Raw genomic sequence first — 17120 nt, 5'->3', positions numbered from 1 at the left:
TCACCTTCTCCCGGGAAATTGGGCAAGGCCTTCCTCTTTGGCTTCCGGCCGGCGCCCGTCTGCGCCGCACGATGGAGCGTTACATCGTCGATTTGGAAGAAAAGCTGGGCTACAGCCACGTCTATACACCGGTTTTGGCGAACGTGGAGCTATATAAAATCTCCGGCCACTGGGACCACTACAACGAAGACATGTTCCCGCTGATGAAGCTGGATAATGAAGAATTGGTGCTCCGGCCGATGAACTGCCCGCACCATATGATGATCTACAAGAGCGACATGCGCAGCTACCGGGATCTGCCTCTGCGGGTAGCCGAGCTGGGAATGATGCACCGCTACGAGATGTCCGGAGCGCTTACCGGTCTGCACCGCGTCCGTGCCATGACATTGAACGATGCGCACATTTTCTGCCGTCCAGATCAAATCAAGGAAGAGTTCTCCCGGGTAATCAACCTGATTCGTCAAGTATACGAAGATTTTGGCATCAAGGAATACCGCTTCCGCTTGAGCTACCGGGATCCCAAAGACACGGAAAAGTACTTCCCGGACGACGCCATGTGGGAAATGTCCCAGCGCATGCTGAAGGAAGTCGTGGAGGAGCTGGGTCTGCCTTATTACGAAGCAGAGGGCGAAGCGGCTTTCTACGGGCCGAAGCTGGACGTGCAGATCAAGACGGCGCTGAAGAAAGAAGAAACCCTGTCTACGGCGCAGCTTGACTTCCTGCTTCCGGAGCGTTTCGAGCTTGAATACGTCGGCGATGACGGCCAAAAGCACCGTCCAGTTGTTATTCACCGCGGGATTATCAGCACGATGGAACGGATGACTGCCTTCCTGCTGGAAAACTTCGCCGGCGCACTGCCGACCTGGCTCGCCCCGGTTCAAGCGAAGATCATTCCAGTAACTCCGGTGTTTGAAGAGCACGCCAAGCAAATGGAAGAACGGTTGAAGCTGGCCGGCATTTTGGCGGAAGGCGACTACCGCAATGAGAAGCTAGGCTACAAAATCCGCGAAGCCCAATTGGAAAAGGTCCCTTATATGCTTGTAGTGGGCGAGAAAGAAGTTCAAGATGGAACATTCTCGGTTCGCAAGCGGGGTGTTGGCGATATCGGCGTGAAGAGCGTGGAGGAAACGATCGCCATGATTCTCGAAGACATTCGGCAAAAAAGCCGGACGGTAGAAGAGTAAAATAGACGGAAACAAACCATAATAAACCGGCGGCGAAGCCGGGATGAATAGAACGGCGGCATACGGTTATCCTAATCTCCGATAGACAGCAACGGCAAATGGAAGATGTGGAAGCAAAAATAAATCCATTTGACCGTAAAATTAGGAAGATGGCTTCGGAATAGTATCCTGCAGGCACTTCCTATGGAAGATGGCTTCGGGAACATCCTGGAGGCACTTCCTCAGGGAGGGTATCCGTTCATGTTCGCCGTTTTTTTCAAACGGACGAAATGGGTTCAAATGGCTGCGATTTTCATTGCAGCTGCTGTGGTATCGGCAAATTGGAGCAGTTGGTTGAAGGGCGCAGATGAGAAACCTGCCATAAGGCAGGAGGCAGAGAGCCAGAAAGCCGTTATCCAGGAAGCTCAAGTCGTACAAGTCGCACAGGCGGACCGGGTGGGTGAATCACAAACGCTTCAGCAAGCAAAGACAGCGGGGGCAGGGGAAAGGATAGAGAAAAGCGCAGGCTTTTTTGACTTTTTGGTGCGAGAGCATTTCCGCGCTGAAAACGTCGTGGCAACTGGATACTATGCCGGGATAGACTCCACAGGAAAATCTCCGGGCCATCCCGAATACGGCATAACGTATTCGGGAGTAAAGGTGAGAAGAGGGCTTTTTTCTACGGTGGCGGCCGATCCGGCTTTGTTTCCCATCGGAACCATCCTTTATATACCCGATTATGGCTTCGGGGTTGTCGCTGATACAGGTAGCGCGATTAAAGGTCGGAAAATTGACTTGTATTTCGAGACCAAACGGCAGGTTTACGACCAGTGGGGCAAGCGGGAAGTGCGGGTATCCGTACTACGCCGAGGCAATGGGCGCTTATCGGAGGCCATCCTGAATCGGCTCAATGAAAGAAAGGCGTATCTTCCTTCAGACAATGAGGTCAAGAAATCTTAAACACAATTGTAAAGCGTCGCATTCTCGCTTTTAGGGCGGGAAGCGGCGCTTTTTTAGATATCAGAAAGTATAAACTTCGAAGCCACAATTTCCTGATATCGCAAGAAAACCTACCTCTGAAACGCGGTCGCTCATCTTTGTAAAGCCTCGATAGAGGTTTTCTTATTGTTCCCATATCAGTTATTCTCGCAGGAAGAAAATGAGAACTTTTTATGTCATTGCGTAGGGATCCCATGAAAACCTGACAATAAATCCTTCACGTCGACAAAGAAACCATCTATAATGTTATAAAAAGTGACATAAGGGGACGAAATCTATGGTCTTTTCGAAAAAACAACTCATACATATGTCATGTTTTGTGTTAGTCCCGATTGCTTTTTCATTGGTTTTTTCTATCCTGCTGACCTCCGATTATGGAACGGTATTTCCTGTGATGTCGCTTCTGGGCATCGCCGCCGCGTTTGCAGGGTATGGACTGAAGGGGCGCTCGGATAAACCTGTTGGAAAAGTTGGCGTTCAAGAGCTGGACGAATCATCCTATGGCCAACTGGTCAATGAATCACAAGTAGCGGCGGATCAGTTGATCGGCATCGTTCAAGAGGTCAACGATTCGGTGACCCGGTTGAATCGAATTGCCGAGGTGTCCAGCGATGCGGAAGAGCTGCTGAAGCAAAAAAGTCAGACCGCGCTCAGCAGCATCGAAAACACCTTCGGCTCCCTTCAGGAGGTCGCGGCATCAGCCGAGAGGATCAACGGCATCTCCGGGCATGTTAAAGACGAAGGGGAATCCGCCCGGAATGCGATCGACCAAGTATGCGCCACGATTCTTCATACGGAAGGGATCATGAACGGGCTGTATGACAACCACCGCGCCGTTCAGGAGCGGATCAGCCAATTGGCGTCCGACGCTGCCCGCATCCAGGAAGTCAACGATTTCATTAAACAAGTAGTTGCCCGCACTTCGCTTCTGGCGCTCAACGCTTCTATCGAAGCCGCGCACGCCGGCGAAAGCGGAAGAGGCTTTGCCGTTGTAGCCCGGGAAATCCGTTCTTTGGCCGATCAAGGCCACGAAGCTGTGGGCCGCTCCGCCGGCATCATTTCCTCCGTAGAAACCAGCGTCTCGCAAGTGATCGAGGCCATTAATCTGGAGAAACAAGGCGTCCAAGAAAGCATCCAGGAGATGGCGGTGACCAAGGAGGGGGCGATGCTGATTCAAAACCGGATGCAAGAAGTGAGCCGGCTTGCCGCTTCAGCCGCCGAGGCCAGCGTCCGCCAGTCTGCCATGATGAGCAACTCGACGTTGCAGTTGGGCAGAGTCGTCGACATGGTGGATAGCACGATGTCTTCTGTGGACAGCACGATTTTACGGATGGGAGAACAGAGAGACCAGATCATTCGGCTTCAACATATATCCAAAGCATTGGGGAATACTTCCCACGAATTGCGTACTTCCTTGAAGTTGCCGCTGGATGACCAAACGACGGATGCCCCTGCAGCTAAAGCGGCGGAGATGCGCGCTCTGCTCCAGGAGATGGCGGAAAGGGAAGATTTACAGAATCTTGATGCCGAAAGTCACCGGAGCATACTTGGCGGCATTTTGCGGGAGTATGGAGAGCTGGAAGCGGTATGGTCCAACCGTGCTGACGGCACGTTTATCTGCTCTTTTCCTGATGCAGGCTTGCTAAATGCCAAGGGCAGAGATTGGTGGAAAGAAGCGATGGAAGGAAAATGCTATATTTCGTCGGTCTATGTCTCTGCGATTACAAAGAAACCTTGCTTTACGGCTTCGATCGCGATTTTGGATAAGTCGGGGCAACCGGCGGGCGTGTTAGGTGTTGATTTTCGGCTTTGATTTTTGAAAATAAGCGCATATCTCCAACAAATTTCCCCTGGAATGATTTTGTTATTCCGGGGGTTTCTATGTTTTCTTTGAATGAAATAAGAGATAATGGGTAATAAGCCCGGATTTTAGCTGTCCCTTAGTTCTTTTTAAGGTTTGCTTAAGGTTAAGTGGTGATAATGAATCATGTAAGGCAATACGAGAGGCCAACAAACATCATGTACTTATTGGATATAAGGAAAGGGAGGATTTTCAAAATGGAAGAGAACAAAAACAGTTATGATGCTTTTTTTGAAAGATCCGACGATAATCGCGAATCCGCAGATCAGCATACAAATGAAGGATCTATGGATCAAGAGGTACCGCGGGTTGAACGAGTCGAAGAACCGGAGGATAAACAAACGGAGGATAAACAACCGGAGGATAGCGATCCCTCCTATTATGCATATGGACCTTATCAATCCCGGGAATCTCGGCCGGCGCCGGCTAGTTGGGACAACGGAGTTGAGGTGACGCCTGCGCGTCCGGTAAACGCTCGTGAAGAAGGGTATAACCAGCAACGACTGGCAAACTGGTCGACATCATCGGCAAATAACAAGACGAAGAAGCGCTCCGGAGTACGTGGTACTTTCGCGACGATTTTAGCGACAGTGGTGGTTGTTGGAGCATTGATGGTCGGAGCGGACAGGACGAATCTTTTCACAGGAAACGGCTCGAAATCCCTGTCTGCCGCAAACCCGATTGTCAGCAGCGTGAATAATTCGAAAACTTCAACAACAAACAGCGGAAGCAATAAGGTCGCTCTCGATATTGCGAGACCGGATAATATCTCCACCATCGTGCAAAACTCCAGTCCGGCCGTGGTGAAAATCGAAACCTACGTCAAACCGCAAACAAGCCGGAGTGGAAGCAGCTTGTTTGACGATCCATTCTTCCGCGAATTTTTCGGCGGCAGCTCCGGTTCCGGTTCAGGTTCCGGCTCCGGTTCCGGTTCTAGCGATCAACAAAGTCAAGAGCCGGTTGAACAGGGAATGGGCTCCGGGTTTATTTTCGAGAAAGACGGCTACATCTTGACCAACGAGCACGTGGTTGAAGGTGCCGATCAAGTCAAAGTATACGTCGAAGGCTATGACAATCCGTTCACCGCGGAAGTTCTTGGAACCAGCTTTGATCTGGACCTTGCGGTCATTAAGATTAAAGCCGATAAGGACCTGCCCACGCTGCCATTGGCAGCTGACGTCAGCACCACTGCAGTCGGCGATTGGGTCGTGGCCATCGGCAACCCGTACGGTTTCGACCATACGGTTACCGTCGGCGTGCTGAGCGCCAAAGAACGTTCCATCGACATTCCGGAAAGCTCCGAGACCCGTCATTATAAAAACCTGATTCAAACCGACGCATCCATTAACCCCGGGAACTCCGGCGGTCCGCTGCTTAACCTGAACGGCGAAGTTATCGGCATCAATACGGCGGTAAACTCGGAAGCCCAGGGCATCGGTTTCGCCGTTCCGATCAACACCATTCAAGAAGTGTTGGATAAACTGAAAAACAACATCGAAATTCCGAAGGAACCGTCTCCTTATATCGGCGTGACCTTGCAGGATATTCAACAACAATACGTATCTCAACTGCAGCTTAAAAACACGGACGGCGCTATGGTAGCTCAAGTCGCCATGGGCAGCCCGGCCTTTAAGGCCGGCATCAAGACCTACGACGTCATCACCAGCTATAACGGTACCGCCATCAAGAATTCGAATCAACTGGTCACCCAAGTACAGAAGAACAAGGTAGGCGACAAAGTCACTCTGGGCATTATCCGCGACGGCAAATCCCAAACCATTACGGTAACCATTGGCGACAAGAACAAGGATCAACAACAGACGACGAATCAATAATGGCGCTGCAGCACTCTGAAAAAATTGAGGAAGCAGACTGGCTTAAGGGTCAGCCTGCTTCTTTTTTCAGGATAAAATCGTTACAATGGTGGAGAAGAGAGGGATTCGGTTATGAAAGAACGGATACTGGTTATCGATGACGACGAAAAAATCACATCCATGCTCCGCCGCGGACTTACCTTTGACGGTTATTCGGTGACGACAGCCGGCGATGGAATGGAGGGGCTGAGGAAGGTCATGGAAACGGAGCCCCAGTTGATCATACTTGATGTGATGATGCCGAAAGTGAACGGCTGGGAGGTATGCCGGCGCATTCGGGAGAGCGGGGCGGACATGCCCATTCTTATGCTTACGGCCAAGGATGAAGTGTCTGACCGGGTGAAAGGACTCGATATGGGAGCGGACGATTATTTGGTCAAGCCTTTCGCACTGGAAGAGCTGTTAGCCAGAGTAAGGGTCCTGCTGCGCAGAACTGCTGATAAACTCCACTCTCAGAACCGTGTGGAATTTGAAGATACCACAATGGATTTTGATACGAGGGAAGTGTATCGGGACGGCAAAAGGATCGATCTGACCACGAAGGAATTCGATTTGTTCCAGCTCTTTTTACTGAATCCGAAACGGGTACTATCCCGTGATTTGATCATGGAACGAATCTGGGGCTTCGATTACAGCGGCGAGTCCAATGTTCTGGAAGTCTATATCGCCATGCTGCGACAAAAGACCGAGGAATACGGAGGCAAGCGCATCATTCAGACGGTCCGCGGTGCGGGATACGTGCTAAGAGGGGATACTTGATGGCGATCCGCACAAGATTAACCTTGTGGTATTCGGGAATATTGGCGGCGACCTTGCTTCTCTTCGGCGTTGCGGTTTACGAAATTATTTCCTATACTCTGTACGAAAATCAGCGGGAGCAGCTGGCAAAAGTCGAACAAATCGCCGAAACCCAAATCTCTTTTGTCGCTCTGGAAACCCAGGGGGGAACGGTTCTATATCCGCAGATGCATGAGCTTACGGACTTTCGATATGCGGGCTACGTTATGCAGTTATATAAAATTGATGAAAACAAGGTATACCCTTTAGGCAAGCTGCAAGGCCCGCTATCCCAGCTCATGACCGCCCATATCGTGACTGACCGGAACGCCTTCATCAAAATGAAAGATTTGAACGGCGAGGATTTTTACCTATATAACAAACATTTGAGCTATCAATACGGAGATACGCCGATTCAACTTGTACTGCAAGTGGGCGTTTCAGTGAACGGCATCTCCCAGGGCATGAAGCATTTATTATACTGGCTAATGCTGATCGCTTTTTTGGTCATCGTGATAGCGGCGTCAATCGGTTTGTTCCTGTCGCGGAAGGCGTTCAAGCCCATTGAGGATGTCATTGAATCGGCAAATCTAATCCAGATCGATACCGACCTGGGGCGGCGTATCGATTATGTCGGTCCGCCAGATGAAATCGGCAGGCTAACCACCACCATAAACGGCATGCTGTCCCGAATTCAAACGATGTACGGGGTGCTGGAGGAATCCAATCGCACACAGCGTCGTTTCGTCTCCGACGCTTCCCATGAGCTCCGCACCCCGCTGACCACAATTCGAGGCAATGTGGATCTGCTGCAGAAGGTTTGGAGTCAACCGTCGGATCGCGGCGAATCCCCTGCCAGCACGATGAGCGAGGATGAGGTGAAGGAGCTGTCGCTGGACGCCATGAAGGATATCTCGGGTGAAGCGGAACGCATGAGCCGGATGGTCAACGATCTGCTGTCCTTAGCCAGAGCGGATGCCGGGCAGATGATCGTGAAAGAGCCGGTGGAGCTGGCGCCTTTGGTGGAAGAAGTAGTCCGCAATGCCGAACGTCTGCCCCGCCATGCGGAATGGCGCATCGGCAATCTGGAGCCCCTCCACGGTGTGCACGTTTGGGGCAACGCCGACAGCTTGACTCAACTGCTGTTCATATTAATCGAGAACGCTTTTAAATATACACCCGATGGCTGGGTGTTGATCGATACGGCTTTGGTGCCGGGACAGGTGGGCATTCGCGTTCAGGATACCGGCATTGGTTTGGATAATGAGGAAATTCCCCACGTATTTGACCGCTTCTACCGCGCGGACCCTTCTCGGGGAGCAACAGCGGGTACGGGGCTAGGGCTTTCCATCGCCAAATGGATTATCGACGATCATGGAGGGTCTATTGAGGTCGTATCCCGAAAGGACGAAGGGAGCGCCTTTGTCATCTGGCTTCCAATACACGGCCGGATACAGGGGTTTGAGGAATAGCATATTGGGAAAGGGGCATGCGCTGGCATGCCTCTTTGCTTTCATCGACCTGCGGAATCCGGTATACTAATGAAGGAAGAAAAATTGATAGAAACGCGGTGTTGAACATGGAAGTTGTAAAAATATCCCCGCGGGGCTACTGCTACGGTGTTGTCGACGCCATGTCTCTGGCGATGTCGGTTGCCCGCAATCTGGAGTTGCCACGCCCGATTTATATACTGGGCATGATCGTCCATAACGCTCATGTGACCGATTTTTTTGAGAAGGAAGGAATTGTGACCCTGGACGGCCACAACCGGCTGGATATTCTCGATCAGATTGAGAGTGGAACGGTCATTTTTACGGCCCACGGGGTCTCGCCAGAGGTACGCAAGCGGGCGCGGGATAAAGGGTTGACTGTCGTCGACGCCACTTGCCCCGATGTCACAAAAACCCATGATCTTATACTGGAAAAAGTCGCGGACAACTATGAAATCATCTATATCGGCAAAAAAGGGCATCCCGAGCCGGAAGGCGCCATCGGCATCGCTCCGGATCATGTGCATCTCATTGAAAAAGCGGACGAGATCGACGATCTTTCTATCTCATCCCCCCGAATCGTGATCACCAATCAGACAACGATGAGCCAATGGGATATCCGGGAGATTATGAACCGATTAATAAAACGATTCCCAACGGCGGAAGTGCATAATGAAATTTGCCTGGCCACACAGCTGCGCCAAGAGGCGGTGGGCGAGCAAGCGAAGGAAGCGGATCTGGTTATCGTCGTTGGCGACCCCCGCAGCAACAATTCCAACAGGCTGGCTCAGGTGTCGGAAGAAATCGCCGGCGTCAAAGCTTACCGAATCGCTGACCTCGGCGAGCTGCAGGTCGAGTGGTTGAAGCCGGTGCGCAAGGTAGCGGTAACCTCCGGTGCATCGACGCCGACTCCCATCACAAGGGAACTGATTTCCTTCCTGGAGAAATTTGATCTTAACGATCCGGAAACATGGGAGATTAAACGAACGGTTAATATGAAGAAACTGATTCCCGCAGCCAAAACCAGGGAATAGGTCCGAGGCGCAAAACCGCAACCAGCGGTTTTGCGCTTTTTCCTGTTTTTAACTGTAAAAGTTTCGTGTACACGGAAAAAACCGTTGACGGATGATGCTTGCCTTGCTATAGTTACTTTAACGATTAAAAGCGTATAAGCGTTGAAGCGTCAAAATGCCACGAGTACTCATCGCTTTCCTACAAGGAGGAAGAATCATGATTGTTATCGTATCCAACCGGGTCCCGGAAGATCGGGTTTCTGAAATTATCCATTATATTGAAAAGCATGATCTCAGCACCCACGTTTCTCGCGGCGAGGATCGTACCGTTATCGGCATTATCGGCAAAGCCGATCCGATGGTAGCCGAACACCTACGGCAAATGAAGGACGTTGAGCAGGTTGTGAAAATCACCAAGTCGTACAAATTGGCCAGCCGTGATTTCCATCCCCTGGATACGGTTATCGATATTAAAGGCGTGAAGATCGGCGGAGCTGAACTGACCGTCATGGGCGGACCTTGCGCGGTTGAATCGCCGAAGCAGATCGACGAAATCGCCCGACTGGTGAAAATGGCAGGCGGACAAGTGCTGCGGGGCGGCGCATTTAAACCCCGGACCGGTCCTTACAGCTTCCAAGGCATCGGTGTCGAAGGATTGGAAATGATGGCCGAAGCTGGCCAAAAGCATGGTTTGCTGACCATTACCGAAGTCATGACGCCGGAATACGTAGATGTCTGCGCCAAGTACGCCGACATTTTGCAGGTTGGAACGCGGAACATGCAAAACTTCGATCTTTTGCGGAAGCTGGGCACGATCCAAACCCCGGTTCTGTTAAAGCGCGGCTTCAGTGCTACCTATGACGAGTTTTTGAATGCGGCAGAGTACATTTTGGCTGGCGGCAACCCGAACGTCATGCTTTGTGAGCGGGGCATCCGCACCTTTGAAACCTATACCCGGAACACGCTGGATCTGGCAGCTATCCCGGTACTGCAAAACTTGAGCCATCTCCCGGTTATCTCCGATCCTAGCCACGGCACAGGCCGTCGCGAGCTTGTTGAGCCTATGGCGAAGGCCTCTGTCGCTGCAGGCGCAAACGGCCTCATTATCGAAATGCACACCGATCCCGACAATTCCATGACGGGCGACGGCGTACAATCGCTATTCCCCGATCAATTCGCGCAGCTTCTGCAAGATTTGGAGAAACTGGCGCCAATTGTGGGTAAAAACTTCCAAACTGCCAAAGAGCCGATTCTTGCAGGCTCCTGGGCAATCTAACCGTTGCGATCGAGCCGGCCAGGTGGGATATCTGGCTGGCTTTTTGCTGTGAACTGAAGTTGGCGTTTTTATGGAAAAAATGTATTCAATGTGATTATACCTTACATAATAAACAAAAATAGCTGACATAAGTATTGACGAAGATTACCACCCGATTTATAATAATCCCAAGAATTTTTTTAAAACTTGAACAATATGCATTAATAACACTAAAAACGTTCGGAAATGGGGAGGTTATTTCATGTCAGTTGCAAAAGTATTGGAGCTTATCAATGAAAAAAATATCGAATGGGTCGATTTCCGTTTTGTCGATCTGGCTGGCCGGGCGCATCACATTACCCTTCCAGCTTCAGAAGTAGAAGAAGAAACCTTCGTTAACGGCGTAGCCTTCGACGGTTCCTCGATCACCGGTTTCAGAGGCATCGAAGAATCCGACATGGTCATGATGCCGGATACGGAATCGGTTTATGTCGATCCTTTCACATCTCATCCGACTCTGAACGTAATGTGTAACATCTTCACTCCGGAAGGCGAGCGCTATGAGCGCGATCCCCGCAGCATCGCTCAAAAAGCTGAAGAATATTTGGCGAAGACCGGAATTGGCACCGCCGCTTTCTTTGCTCCGGAATCCGAATTCTTCATTTTTGACGACGTACGCTATGAATCCTCAATCAATAAATCCTATGCGGAAGTAGATTCCGAAGAAGCGTTCTGGAACACCGGCCGCAAGGAAGAAGGCGGCAACCTCGGCTTCAAGGTAAGACAAAAAGGCGGTTACGTTCCGGTCGCTCCTGTTGATACCCAACAAGACATCCGCAGCGAAATGTGCCGTCTCCTGATTGAATCCGGCCTGCGCATCGAGCGTCATCACCACGAAGTGGCCACCGCCGGTCAAGCGGAAATCAACTTCCGTTTCGATAGCCTGACCAAAACCGCTGACAACCTGTTGAAATATAAATACATCGTACACAACACCGCAAGACAATACGGAAAAGTAGCAACTTTCATGCCAAAGCCTCTCTTCGGGGACAACGGTAGCGGGATGCACGTTCACCAAAGTATTTTCGACGGCGACACACCGTTGTTCTTTGAAAAAGGCGCTTACGCCAACCTGAGCGACATGGCTCTTTATTACATCGGCGGTATTCTCCACCACGCTCCGGCACTGATCGCTTTGACCAACCCGAGCACCAACTCCTTCAAGCGCCTCGTGCCTGGCTACGAAGCACCGGTTAACCTGGTATTCTCCAAGGGCAACCGTTCCGCAGCCGTGCGGATTCCGGTAGCCGCCGTTACTCCGAAGGGCTGCCGCATCGAGTTCCGGACGCCAGACTCCACGGCTAACCCGTACCTGGCTTTCGCAGCCATGCTGCTGGCAGGCCTCGACGGCATCCAAAACAAAATCGATCCTCGCGCTCTCGGTTACGGTCCGCTGGATAAGAACATTTTTGAACTCGCTCCGGAAGAGCTGGCGGAAATCCGCAGCGTTCCAGGGTCCTTGGACGAAGCCCTCGACGCTCTCGTAGCCGACAGCGCGTTCCTGACCCAAGGCGGCGTATTCAGCCAAGATTTCATCGATAACTACGTTGACTTCAAACGCGCTGAAACGAAAGCCGTATCCATCCGGGTACATCCACACGAATACGCTCTGTACTTCGATTGCTAATTCTCCGGCTCTTATTCCTCCCCTTATCCTAATAAAGAAACCCCCGGCATATGGCCGGGGGTTTCTTCGTCATGGAAGCCGCTTAACGATGCAGCAGCATGCGGAGCTTTGATTTCTTCTGTGTCATTTGCGAACGGGAAGAGCCGAGGGATGGATACATGGCGGATTGGCTATCCTGTATGTCTTTGATGGATTGGGTGACGGCATCCAGCGTGCAAGCCAGTTCATGAATGGAGTTGCGGATTTCTTCCAGCTCTCGGCGATGTTCGAGAATTTGCAGGTTGACAACATCTCCCGCTTTACGGGACAGGCGGTGCTCGACGCTTTCCAGTTTGCCTCGCAGCTCCTCCCAAACCGCCAAAGCCGTACCGGCTTCGCTTCTGTCCGTCATTACCCATGGGGGGATTATGGGCAAGGGGGGAAACGTTACATCCCGGTCAGGCAAAACGGCCTCTGCAGCAGCGGCAGCCTCATCTTGCATGTCGGCATCGGCTTGATTAGATGAAATGGTATCCAGAAGCTCGATATCCTTCATGGCATCGCCATTTTCAAGACTGTCTCGTATAAAGCCGATCACCTCCATATCCTCTGGCGAAAAGACGTAGTGGCCGGAGCTGTCTTTGTGGAAGCGATTCGGAAAGGAAGAAGCCCAACGTTTGATCGTAGTGGCGCTTACGCCGAGATAACGGGCGGCTTCTTTCGTTTTCATATATTCCACAGGATTTCCCTCCCCTAAAGATTAGTACGTAACAATTCGCCCTGAAAAACCGATTCCCTGCCCCGTAGACAAAGGAAGTCAGCGTTCGCTAAACAAAGTGGTTATCTTCTCTGTCTCGCTAATTGTCGCGAATGTTGCCGCTAAATGGCGCCCCAAGAGGGAAGGTAAACAACCGCTCATACATCGGTGATCTGCTCATATGCGTTTCAAAGAGTACGATCTCATTCGCCGACCATCCAAGTGGAGAATCCCAATCCTCGGACGACATGCCCTGATGCAGGGCATCCGGCCCACCATCATTTCCCCGGAAATGTTTTGCTAGGGTGATGTGGGGGCGGTAGGGCCTGTCTTCTCCGGGAAAGCCATGAGGGGTCATCGCTCGGACCACCGACTGCTGCAATTGCTTCAATGCGGCTATATCTCCAGATAGCCCAGCCCAAAGAATGCGCGGCGAAGCCGCTAAACCGAAACTGCCCAGCCCTTGAATGGAAAGATCGAAGGAAGCGGATGCCAGACTCAGCTCTCGCATGGATTGTTCAATATGCGCGATGCGATTGATTGGTACGGCGCCGAGGAATTGCAAAGTAATGTGCAGGTCCTCTTTATGGACCCATTTCTTAAACGAAATCGAACGAGACAGCCTTTTGCAACGTACTGCCAATTCTTCCTGTAAGTCGGAGGGAAGGGGGAGTGCGATAAACAACCGGGACTCGGCATTGTCCATGAGTGTAACCTCCATAAAAATAGATACTTTTATAATACCAATTCCGGACAAAAAGAAACGCTTCTCCGACTGCTGTTTTAGCAGTCATTGGAGAAGCGTTAGCCATCGTCTTGTGGTCAAGCTCGCATATCGGCGATAGGAGTTTGCCGTTCTCGAGGGGGATCGGCCAATTTATAACCGACGCTGCGGACGGTCATGATATACTCGGGAATTCGGGGATTGGGTTCGATTTTTTCCCGCAGGTGGCTGATGTGCACATCGACGATTCGGGTTTCACCGGAATAGGAATAATTCCATACGCCTTGCAGCAGCTGCCCTCGGGTCATCACTCTGCCTCGATGACGGCAAAGATAATGCAGCAGTTCGAACTCTTTCGGGGATAGCTCGATGAGGGTATCACCGACGCGTACTTCACGACTTGCAGGAGAAAGGCGGATATTGCCTGCGACAAGGACGATGGCATCATCATCTTTCGCTTCCTGAAGCGTTCCACTTCGGCGAAGCACTGCTTTAATTCGGGAAACCAGCTCTTGGGGGCTAAAGGGTTTTGTCATGTAATCATCGGCCCCGTTATCGAGACCGGTGATCCGGTCGCTTAAATCGCTTAGCGCACTCAGAATGATGATAGGCATATTGAATTTGGCACTCCGCAGATTGCGGCAAACCTGCAATCCGTCTATTCGGGGAAGCATAAGGTCGAGTACGATTAGATCAGGCTGAAATTCTGCACATGCCGGGAGGACGGTATCTCCCTCGTAAACACAACGAACCTCATACCCTGCCGTCCGCAGGTTGAAGTCAATCAGCTTGGCAATCGAGGGATCATCTTCGACGACGAGTATCTTTTGCATAGTCATGATTGCGGACACTCCCTTTACAAATGGATGGTGAAGCGGCGCGGTATAAAGCGGCGATGTTGATTCATTTCTTTCATCATCTCTCTCAAACGTTAAGGATCGATTAATTTATTATCAAAGCGCTGTTAAATTTGTACCTTTGCCAGAATCATGTATAATAGAATGGGATGCGAGGTGACAGCTATATGGCGTTTCATATCGTATTGGTTGAGCCAGAAATCCCAGCCAATACCGGCAACATTTCCCGTACCTGCGCCGCAACCGGAACATGGCTGCATCTGGTTCGCCCCTTAGGTTTTTCCACCGATGATAAGACATTGAAACGGGCGGGACTCGATTATTGGTCTTCGCTCAATCTGGAATATCATGAGTCGTTTGAGGAAGTGAGACTCCTTTATCCTGACAGCCGCTTTTTCTTTTCCACAACGAAAGCGGACAAGTCTTATACGGATTTTTCATTTAGGGATGGGGACTTTCTTGTTTTCGGTAAGGAGACGAAGGGACTTGCTCCGGAAATTTTGCAGGCTAATCCAGGTACTTGCATGAGAATACCGATGGGAGACGGAATCCGCTCTCTCAACCTCTCGAATTCTGCTGCTATCGTACTGTATGAAGGGCTGCGCCAGACGGGATTTATCGGATTGCATTGATAGTTAAAAACAGTGAAGAGTAAATGACATCATCGTGAACGGACCTTGAAATCTTCACATGGACGTACACGCACAATGGGAAAGGGGAACCATATGAAACCGGCGGGGATCGTTAGAAAAGTAGACCAATTGGGTCGTATCGTACTGCCAAAATCGCTGCGCAAAAGATATCAGATGAACGAGGGGGATCCTATCGAAATTCTCGTTCAAGGGGATCAGATTTTGCTAGAGCGCTACCGGCCGAGATGTGTATTTTGCACATCGGTGGAAGAAGTATCCGAGTTCAAAGATCGCTATATCTGTGCAGCGTGTCTAAGAGACATGAGCCAGATCCGATAATAAAACCACAATAACAAAAAAAGGGCTGGAGCAAATCTCCAGCCCTTCTTCTATAATCGCATCATTTTACAAGAAGCGCTTCATTTTACAAGTTCGTTACAGCCCTTTGGTTTTGTCGTCGTTATAGGCCGCTGTCAGAATGGCGCCAAGGGCCAAAATGAATACCGCAAGAACAATCCAAAAGGAAAAGGTCATTGGGTGCGTACCCCCTCTTATAAAGTAACGAGTCTTATTTTAAATTTATTATAACGAACATCTTGGTAAAAGAAAAGCCGAAGGCCGCAAACCTGTGATAAGATGGAGCTAAGCTCAGACATTATAGTGCAGCATGGAAAGGGTTTCTTTTATGAGTCCTAGATGGTTACAGCTTCCGTTTCGCCGGCAGCTGCCGCCTCCTGACAAACGCCTGTCCAAGGATGCGGTGACATCGCTGTTCATTCATTTCTTTTTCCAATTCGGATCCTCCATGTCCGGTGTCTTTATGAACCTCTATTTGTGGCGGTTGACGGAAAGCCTGACGATTAATGGAATTTACAATATCATTAACTTCTGTTGCGGACCCTTCGGATTTGCCATCGGCGGATGGCTGGCCAAGAAGCGGGACCGGATGGTGACGTACCGGGTAGGACTGGCGCTGGTCGCTCTCTTTTATCTGGTTGTGATCATTGTGCGCGAAGGTCTGGTGGATTATTATCCGCTATTCGCTATATTTGCCGGCCTTGGCGGCGGCTTTTACTGGGTTGGTTACTTGACTTTGACTTATGACGTCTCAACCGAGAAGAACCGGATCCGCTACATGGGCTTCAATACGATTTTCTTCACGACAGCGGGACTCATCGGGCCTGCGCTTGCCGGGTTTGTCATCGCCCACAGCAGCGGACTAAGCGGCTATATCGCAATATTTGCCTCCTCCTTCGTCATGTTCTTCATCGCAGCCCTTGGCAGCATGAGGATCAAGGCGCACAGTTCCCGCAGCAAGCGGTATTATCTCCACCTGGGAAGATTGATCATGGACCGCAATCAGGATTGGGTGCGGGGATTGTTTGGTTTTTTGGTGCTGGGTCTGATGCAAGGCATCATGCTGTTTCTGCCGAATATTTTACTGTACCGCGCCTTGCCGCGTGAAGATACCATCGGTTATCTGGGCGTCGTCTTCTCCGGCGTGACCATTTGCATGGGTTTTTATCTCAGCAAATATGCGAGAGAAGAGAGAAGAACGATTTATTTTCTGCTGGCGGCAGTAGGGTATATCATCGCTTCCGGCTTCCTGCTGTTCGATATCAATCTCTATACCGTTATCTGTTATCTTATCGTGTATAATCTGTTCGCTCCGATGCAGGGCAATGCGCTCAGTACGTATTATTACGGCATTATGGCGCGGCTTCCCTTGAAAAACCAATTCCGCATCGAGGCGATGGTGATCCGAGAATATTTCTTGAATGCGGGCCGGGTCATTTCCATTGCCGTGCTCATTTTCGTTGCCGGGGATTTAGCTAATTTGCCGCTGGCTCTCATCCTTCTGGCCGCAGGAACGGTGCAGCTGCTGATCGTCCTGCTGACGCGGAAGAAGCCGCAGCTTTTGCAGAATTTCCATGATACGCAATATAATAAGTAGTAAAGAAGCTCAAGCAAATGGATTGCTCGAGCTTCTTTTTTTCGCAATTCGATATAAATCCGGTACAAGTATGCCACACTCCGAGCCACATACTGTTC

The 17120-nt window shown here is 50.7% G+C and carries 15 protein-coding genes; 12 read left to right on the top strand and 3 right to left on the bottom strand.

The genetic code is table 11. The features are described 5' to 3' along the window. The 9 genes from thrS to glnA all read left to right on the top strand — a co-directional run. Positions 1–1184, top strand: a 1184-nt coding sequence (gene thrS / locus TJ79_RS10885; protein WP_040950316.1) for a threonine--tRNA ligase, incomplete at its 5' end; no start/stop codon positions are given. Between the two features lie 240 nt (positions 1185–1424). Further along, positions 1425–2123, top strand: a complete 699-nt coding sequence (locus TJ79_RS28435; RefSeq protein WP_272944744.1) for a 3D domain-containing protein — start codon at positions 1425–1427, stop codon at positions 2121–2123. Between the two features lie 382 nt (positions 2124–2505). Further along, positions 2506–3975 carry a methyl-accepting chemotaxis protein gene (locus TJ79_RS25935; protein ID WP_238322950.1) on the top strand — a complete coding sequence of 490 codons (1470 nt, stop codon included), beginning with the start codon at positions 2506–2508 and terminating at the stop codon, positions 3973–3975. A gap of 245 nt (positions 3976–4220) precedes the next feature. After that, the gene (locus tag TJ79_RS10870; RefSeq protein ID WP_040950315.1) at positions 4221–5858 is read left to right on the top strand and encodes a S1C family serine protease; all 1638 of its coding nucleotides are present in this window, start codon (positions 4221–4223) and stop codon (positions 5856–5858) included. Positions 5859–5969: 111 nt separating this feature from the next. Beyond that, complete coding sequence (locus TJ79_RS10865) at positions 5970–6656, top strand: response regulator transcription factor (protein WP_040950314.1); 687 nt, start codon at positions 5970–5972, stop codon at positions 6654–6656. Continuing rightward, complete coding sequence (locus TJ79_RS10860; RefSeq protein ID WP_040950313.1) at positions 6656–8146, top strand: sensor histidine kinase; 1491 nt, start codon at positions 6656–6658, stop codon at positions 8144–8146. Before TJ79_RS10865 ends, TJ79_RS10860 begins: the two co-directional genes overlap by 1 nt. Positions 8147–8253: 107 nt before the next feature. Continuing rightward, positions 8254–9198 (top strand): 4-hydroxy-3-methylbut-2-enyl diphosphate reductase, encoded by a 945-nt coding sequence (locus TJ79_RS10855; protein ID WP_040950338.1) that lies wholly within the window; start codon positions 8254–8256, stop codon positions 9196–9198. Positions 9199–9394: 196 nt separating this feature from the next. Next, positions 9395–10453: a 3-deoxy-7-phosphoheptulonate synthase gene (aroF, locus tag TJ79_RS10850; protein ID WP_040950312.1), complete on the top strand. Its 1059-nt coding sequence runs from the start codon at positions 9395–9397 to the stop codon at positions 10451–10453. A gap of 241 nt (positions 10454–10694) precedes the next feature. After that, complete coding sequence (glnA, locus tag TJ79_RS10845; protein WP_040950311.1) at positions 10695–12119, top strand: type I glutamate--ammonia ligase; 1425 nt, start codon at positions 10695–10697, stop codon at positions 12117–12119. An 82-nt stretch (positions 12120–12201) separates the two neighbouring features. On the opposite strand, the gene TJ79_RS10840 is transcribed toward glnA, so the two are convergent. The 3 genes from TJ79_RS10840 to TJ79_RS10830 all read right to left on the bottom strand — a co-directional run bounded on the left by TJ79_RS10840 (position 12202) and on the right by TJ79_RS10830 (position 14418). Next, positions 12202–12828, bottom strand: a complete 627-nt coding sequence (locus TJ79_RS10840; RefSeq protein WP_238322952.1) for a MerR family transcriptional regulator — start codon at positions 12826–12828, stop codon at positions 12202–12204. 127 nt (positions 12829–12955) lie between these two features. Further along, entirely contained in the window at positions 12956–13561 is a 606-nt protein-coding gene (gene thpR / locus TJ79_RS10835) for an RNA 2',3'-cyclic phosphodiesterase (RefSeq protein WP_040950309.1), read from the bottom strand. A 116-nt stretch (positions 13562–13677) separates the two neighbouring features. Then, the gene (locus tag TJ79_RS10830; RefSeq protein ID WP_040950308.1) at positions 13678–14418 is read right to left on the bottom strand and encodes a response regulator transcription factor; all 741 of its coding nucleotides are present in this window, start codon (positions 14416–14418) and stop codon (positions 13678–13680) included. 185 nt (positions 14419–14603) lie between these two features. On the opposite strand from TJ79_RS10830, the gene TJ79_RS10825 reads away from it, so the two are divergent. The 3 genes from TJ79_RS10825 to TJ79_RS10815 all read left to right on the top strand — a co-directional run bounded on the left by TJ79_RS10825 (position 14604) and on the right by TJ79_RS10815 (position 17022). Then, on the top strand, positions 14604–15068 hold the full coding sequence (locus tag TJ79_RS10825; protein ID WP_040950307.1) for a tRNA (cytidine(34)-2'-O)-methyltransferase: 465 nt from the start codon (positions 14604–14606) through the stop codon (positions 15066–15068). Between the two features lie 93 nt (positions 15069–15161). Next, positions 15162–15407 carry an AbrB/MazE/SpoVT family DNA-binding domain-containing protein gene (locus TJ79_RS10820; protein ID WP_040950306.1) on the top strand — a complete coding sequence of 82 codons (246 nt, stop codon included), beginning with the start codon at positions 15162–15164 and terminating at the stop codon, positions 15405–15407. 346 nt (positions 15408–15753) lie between these two features. Then, positions 15754–17022, top strand: coding sequence for an MFS transporter (locus TJ79_RS10815; RefSeq protein ID WP_155987846.1), 1269 nt, complete (start codon positions 15754–15756; stop codon positions 17020–17022). Positions 17023–17120: the final 98 nt, after the last annotated feature.

It is taken from the genome of Gorillibacterium massiliense (assembly GCF_000455485.1).
Classification (GTDB): domain Bacteria; phylum Bacillota; class Bacilli; order Paenibacillales; family NBRC-103111; genus Gorillibacterium; species Gorillibacterium massiliense.
This window is presented reverse-complemented; position numbering and strand designations above follow the sequence as displayed.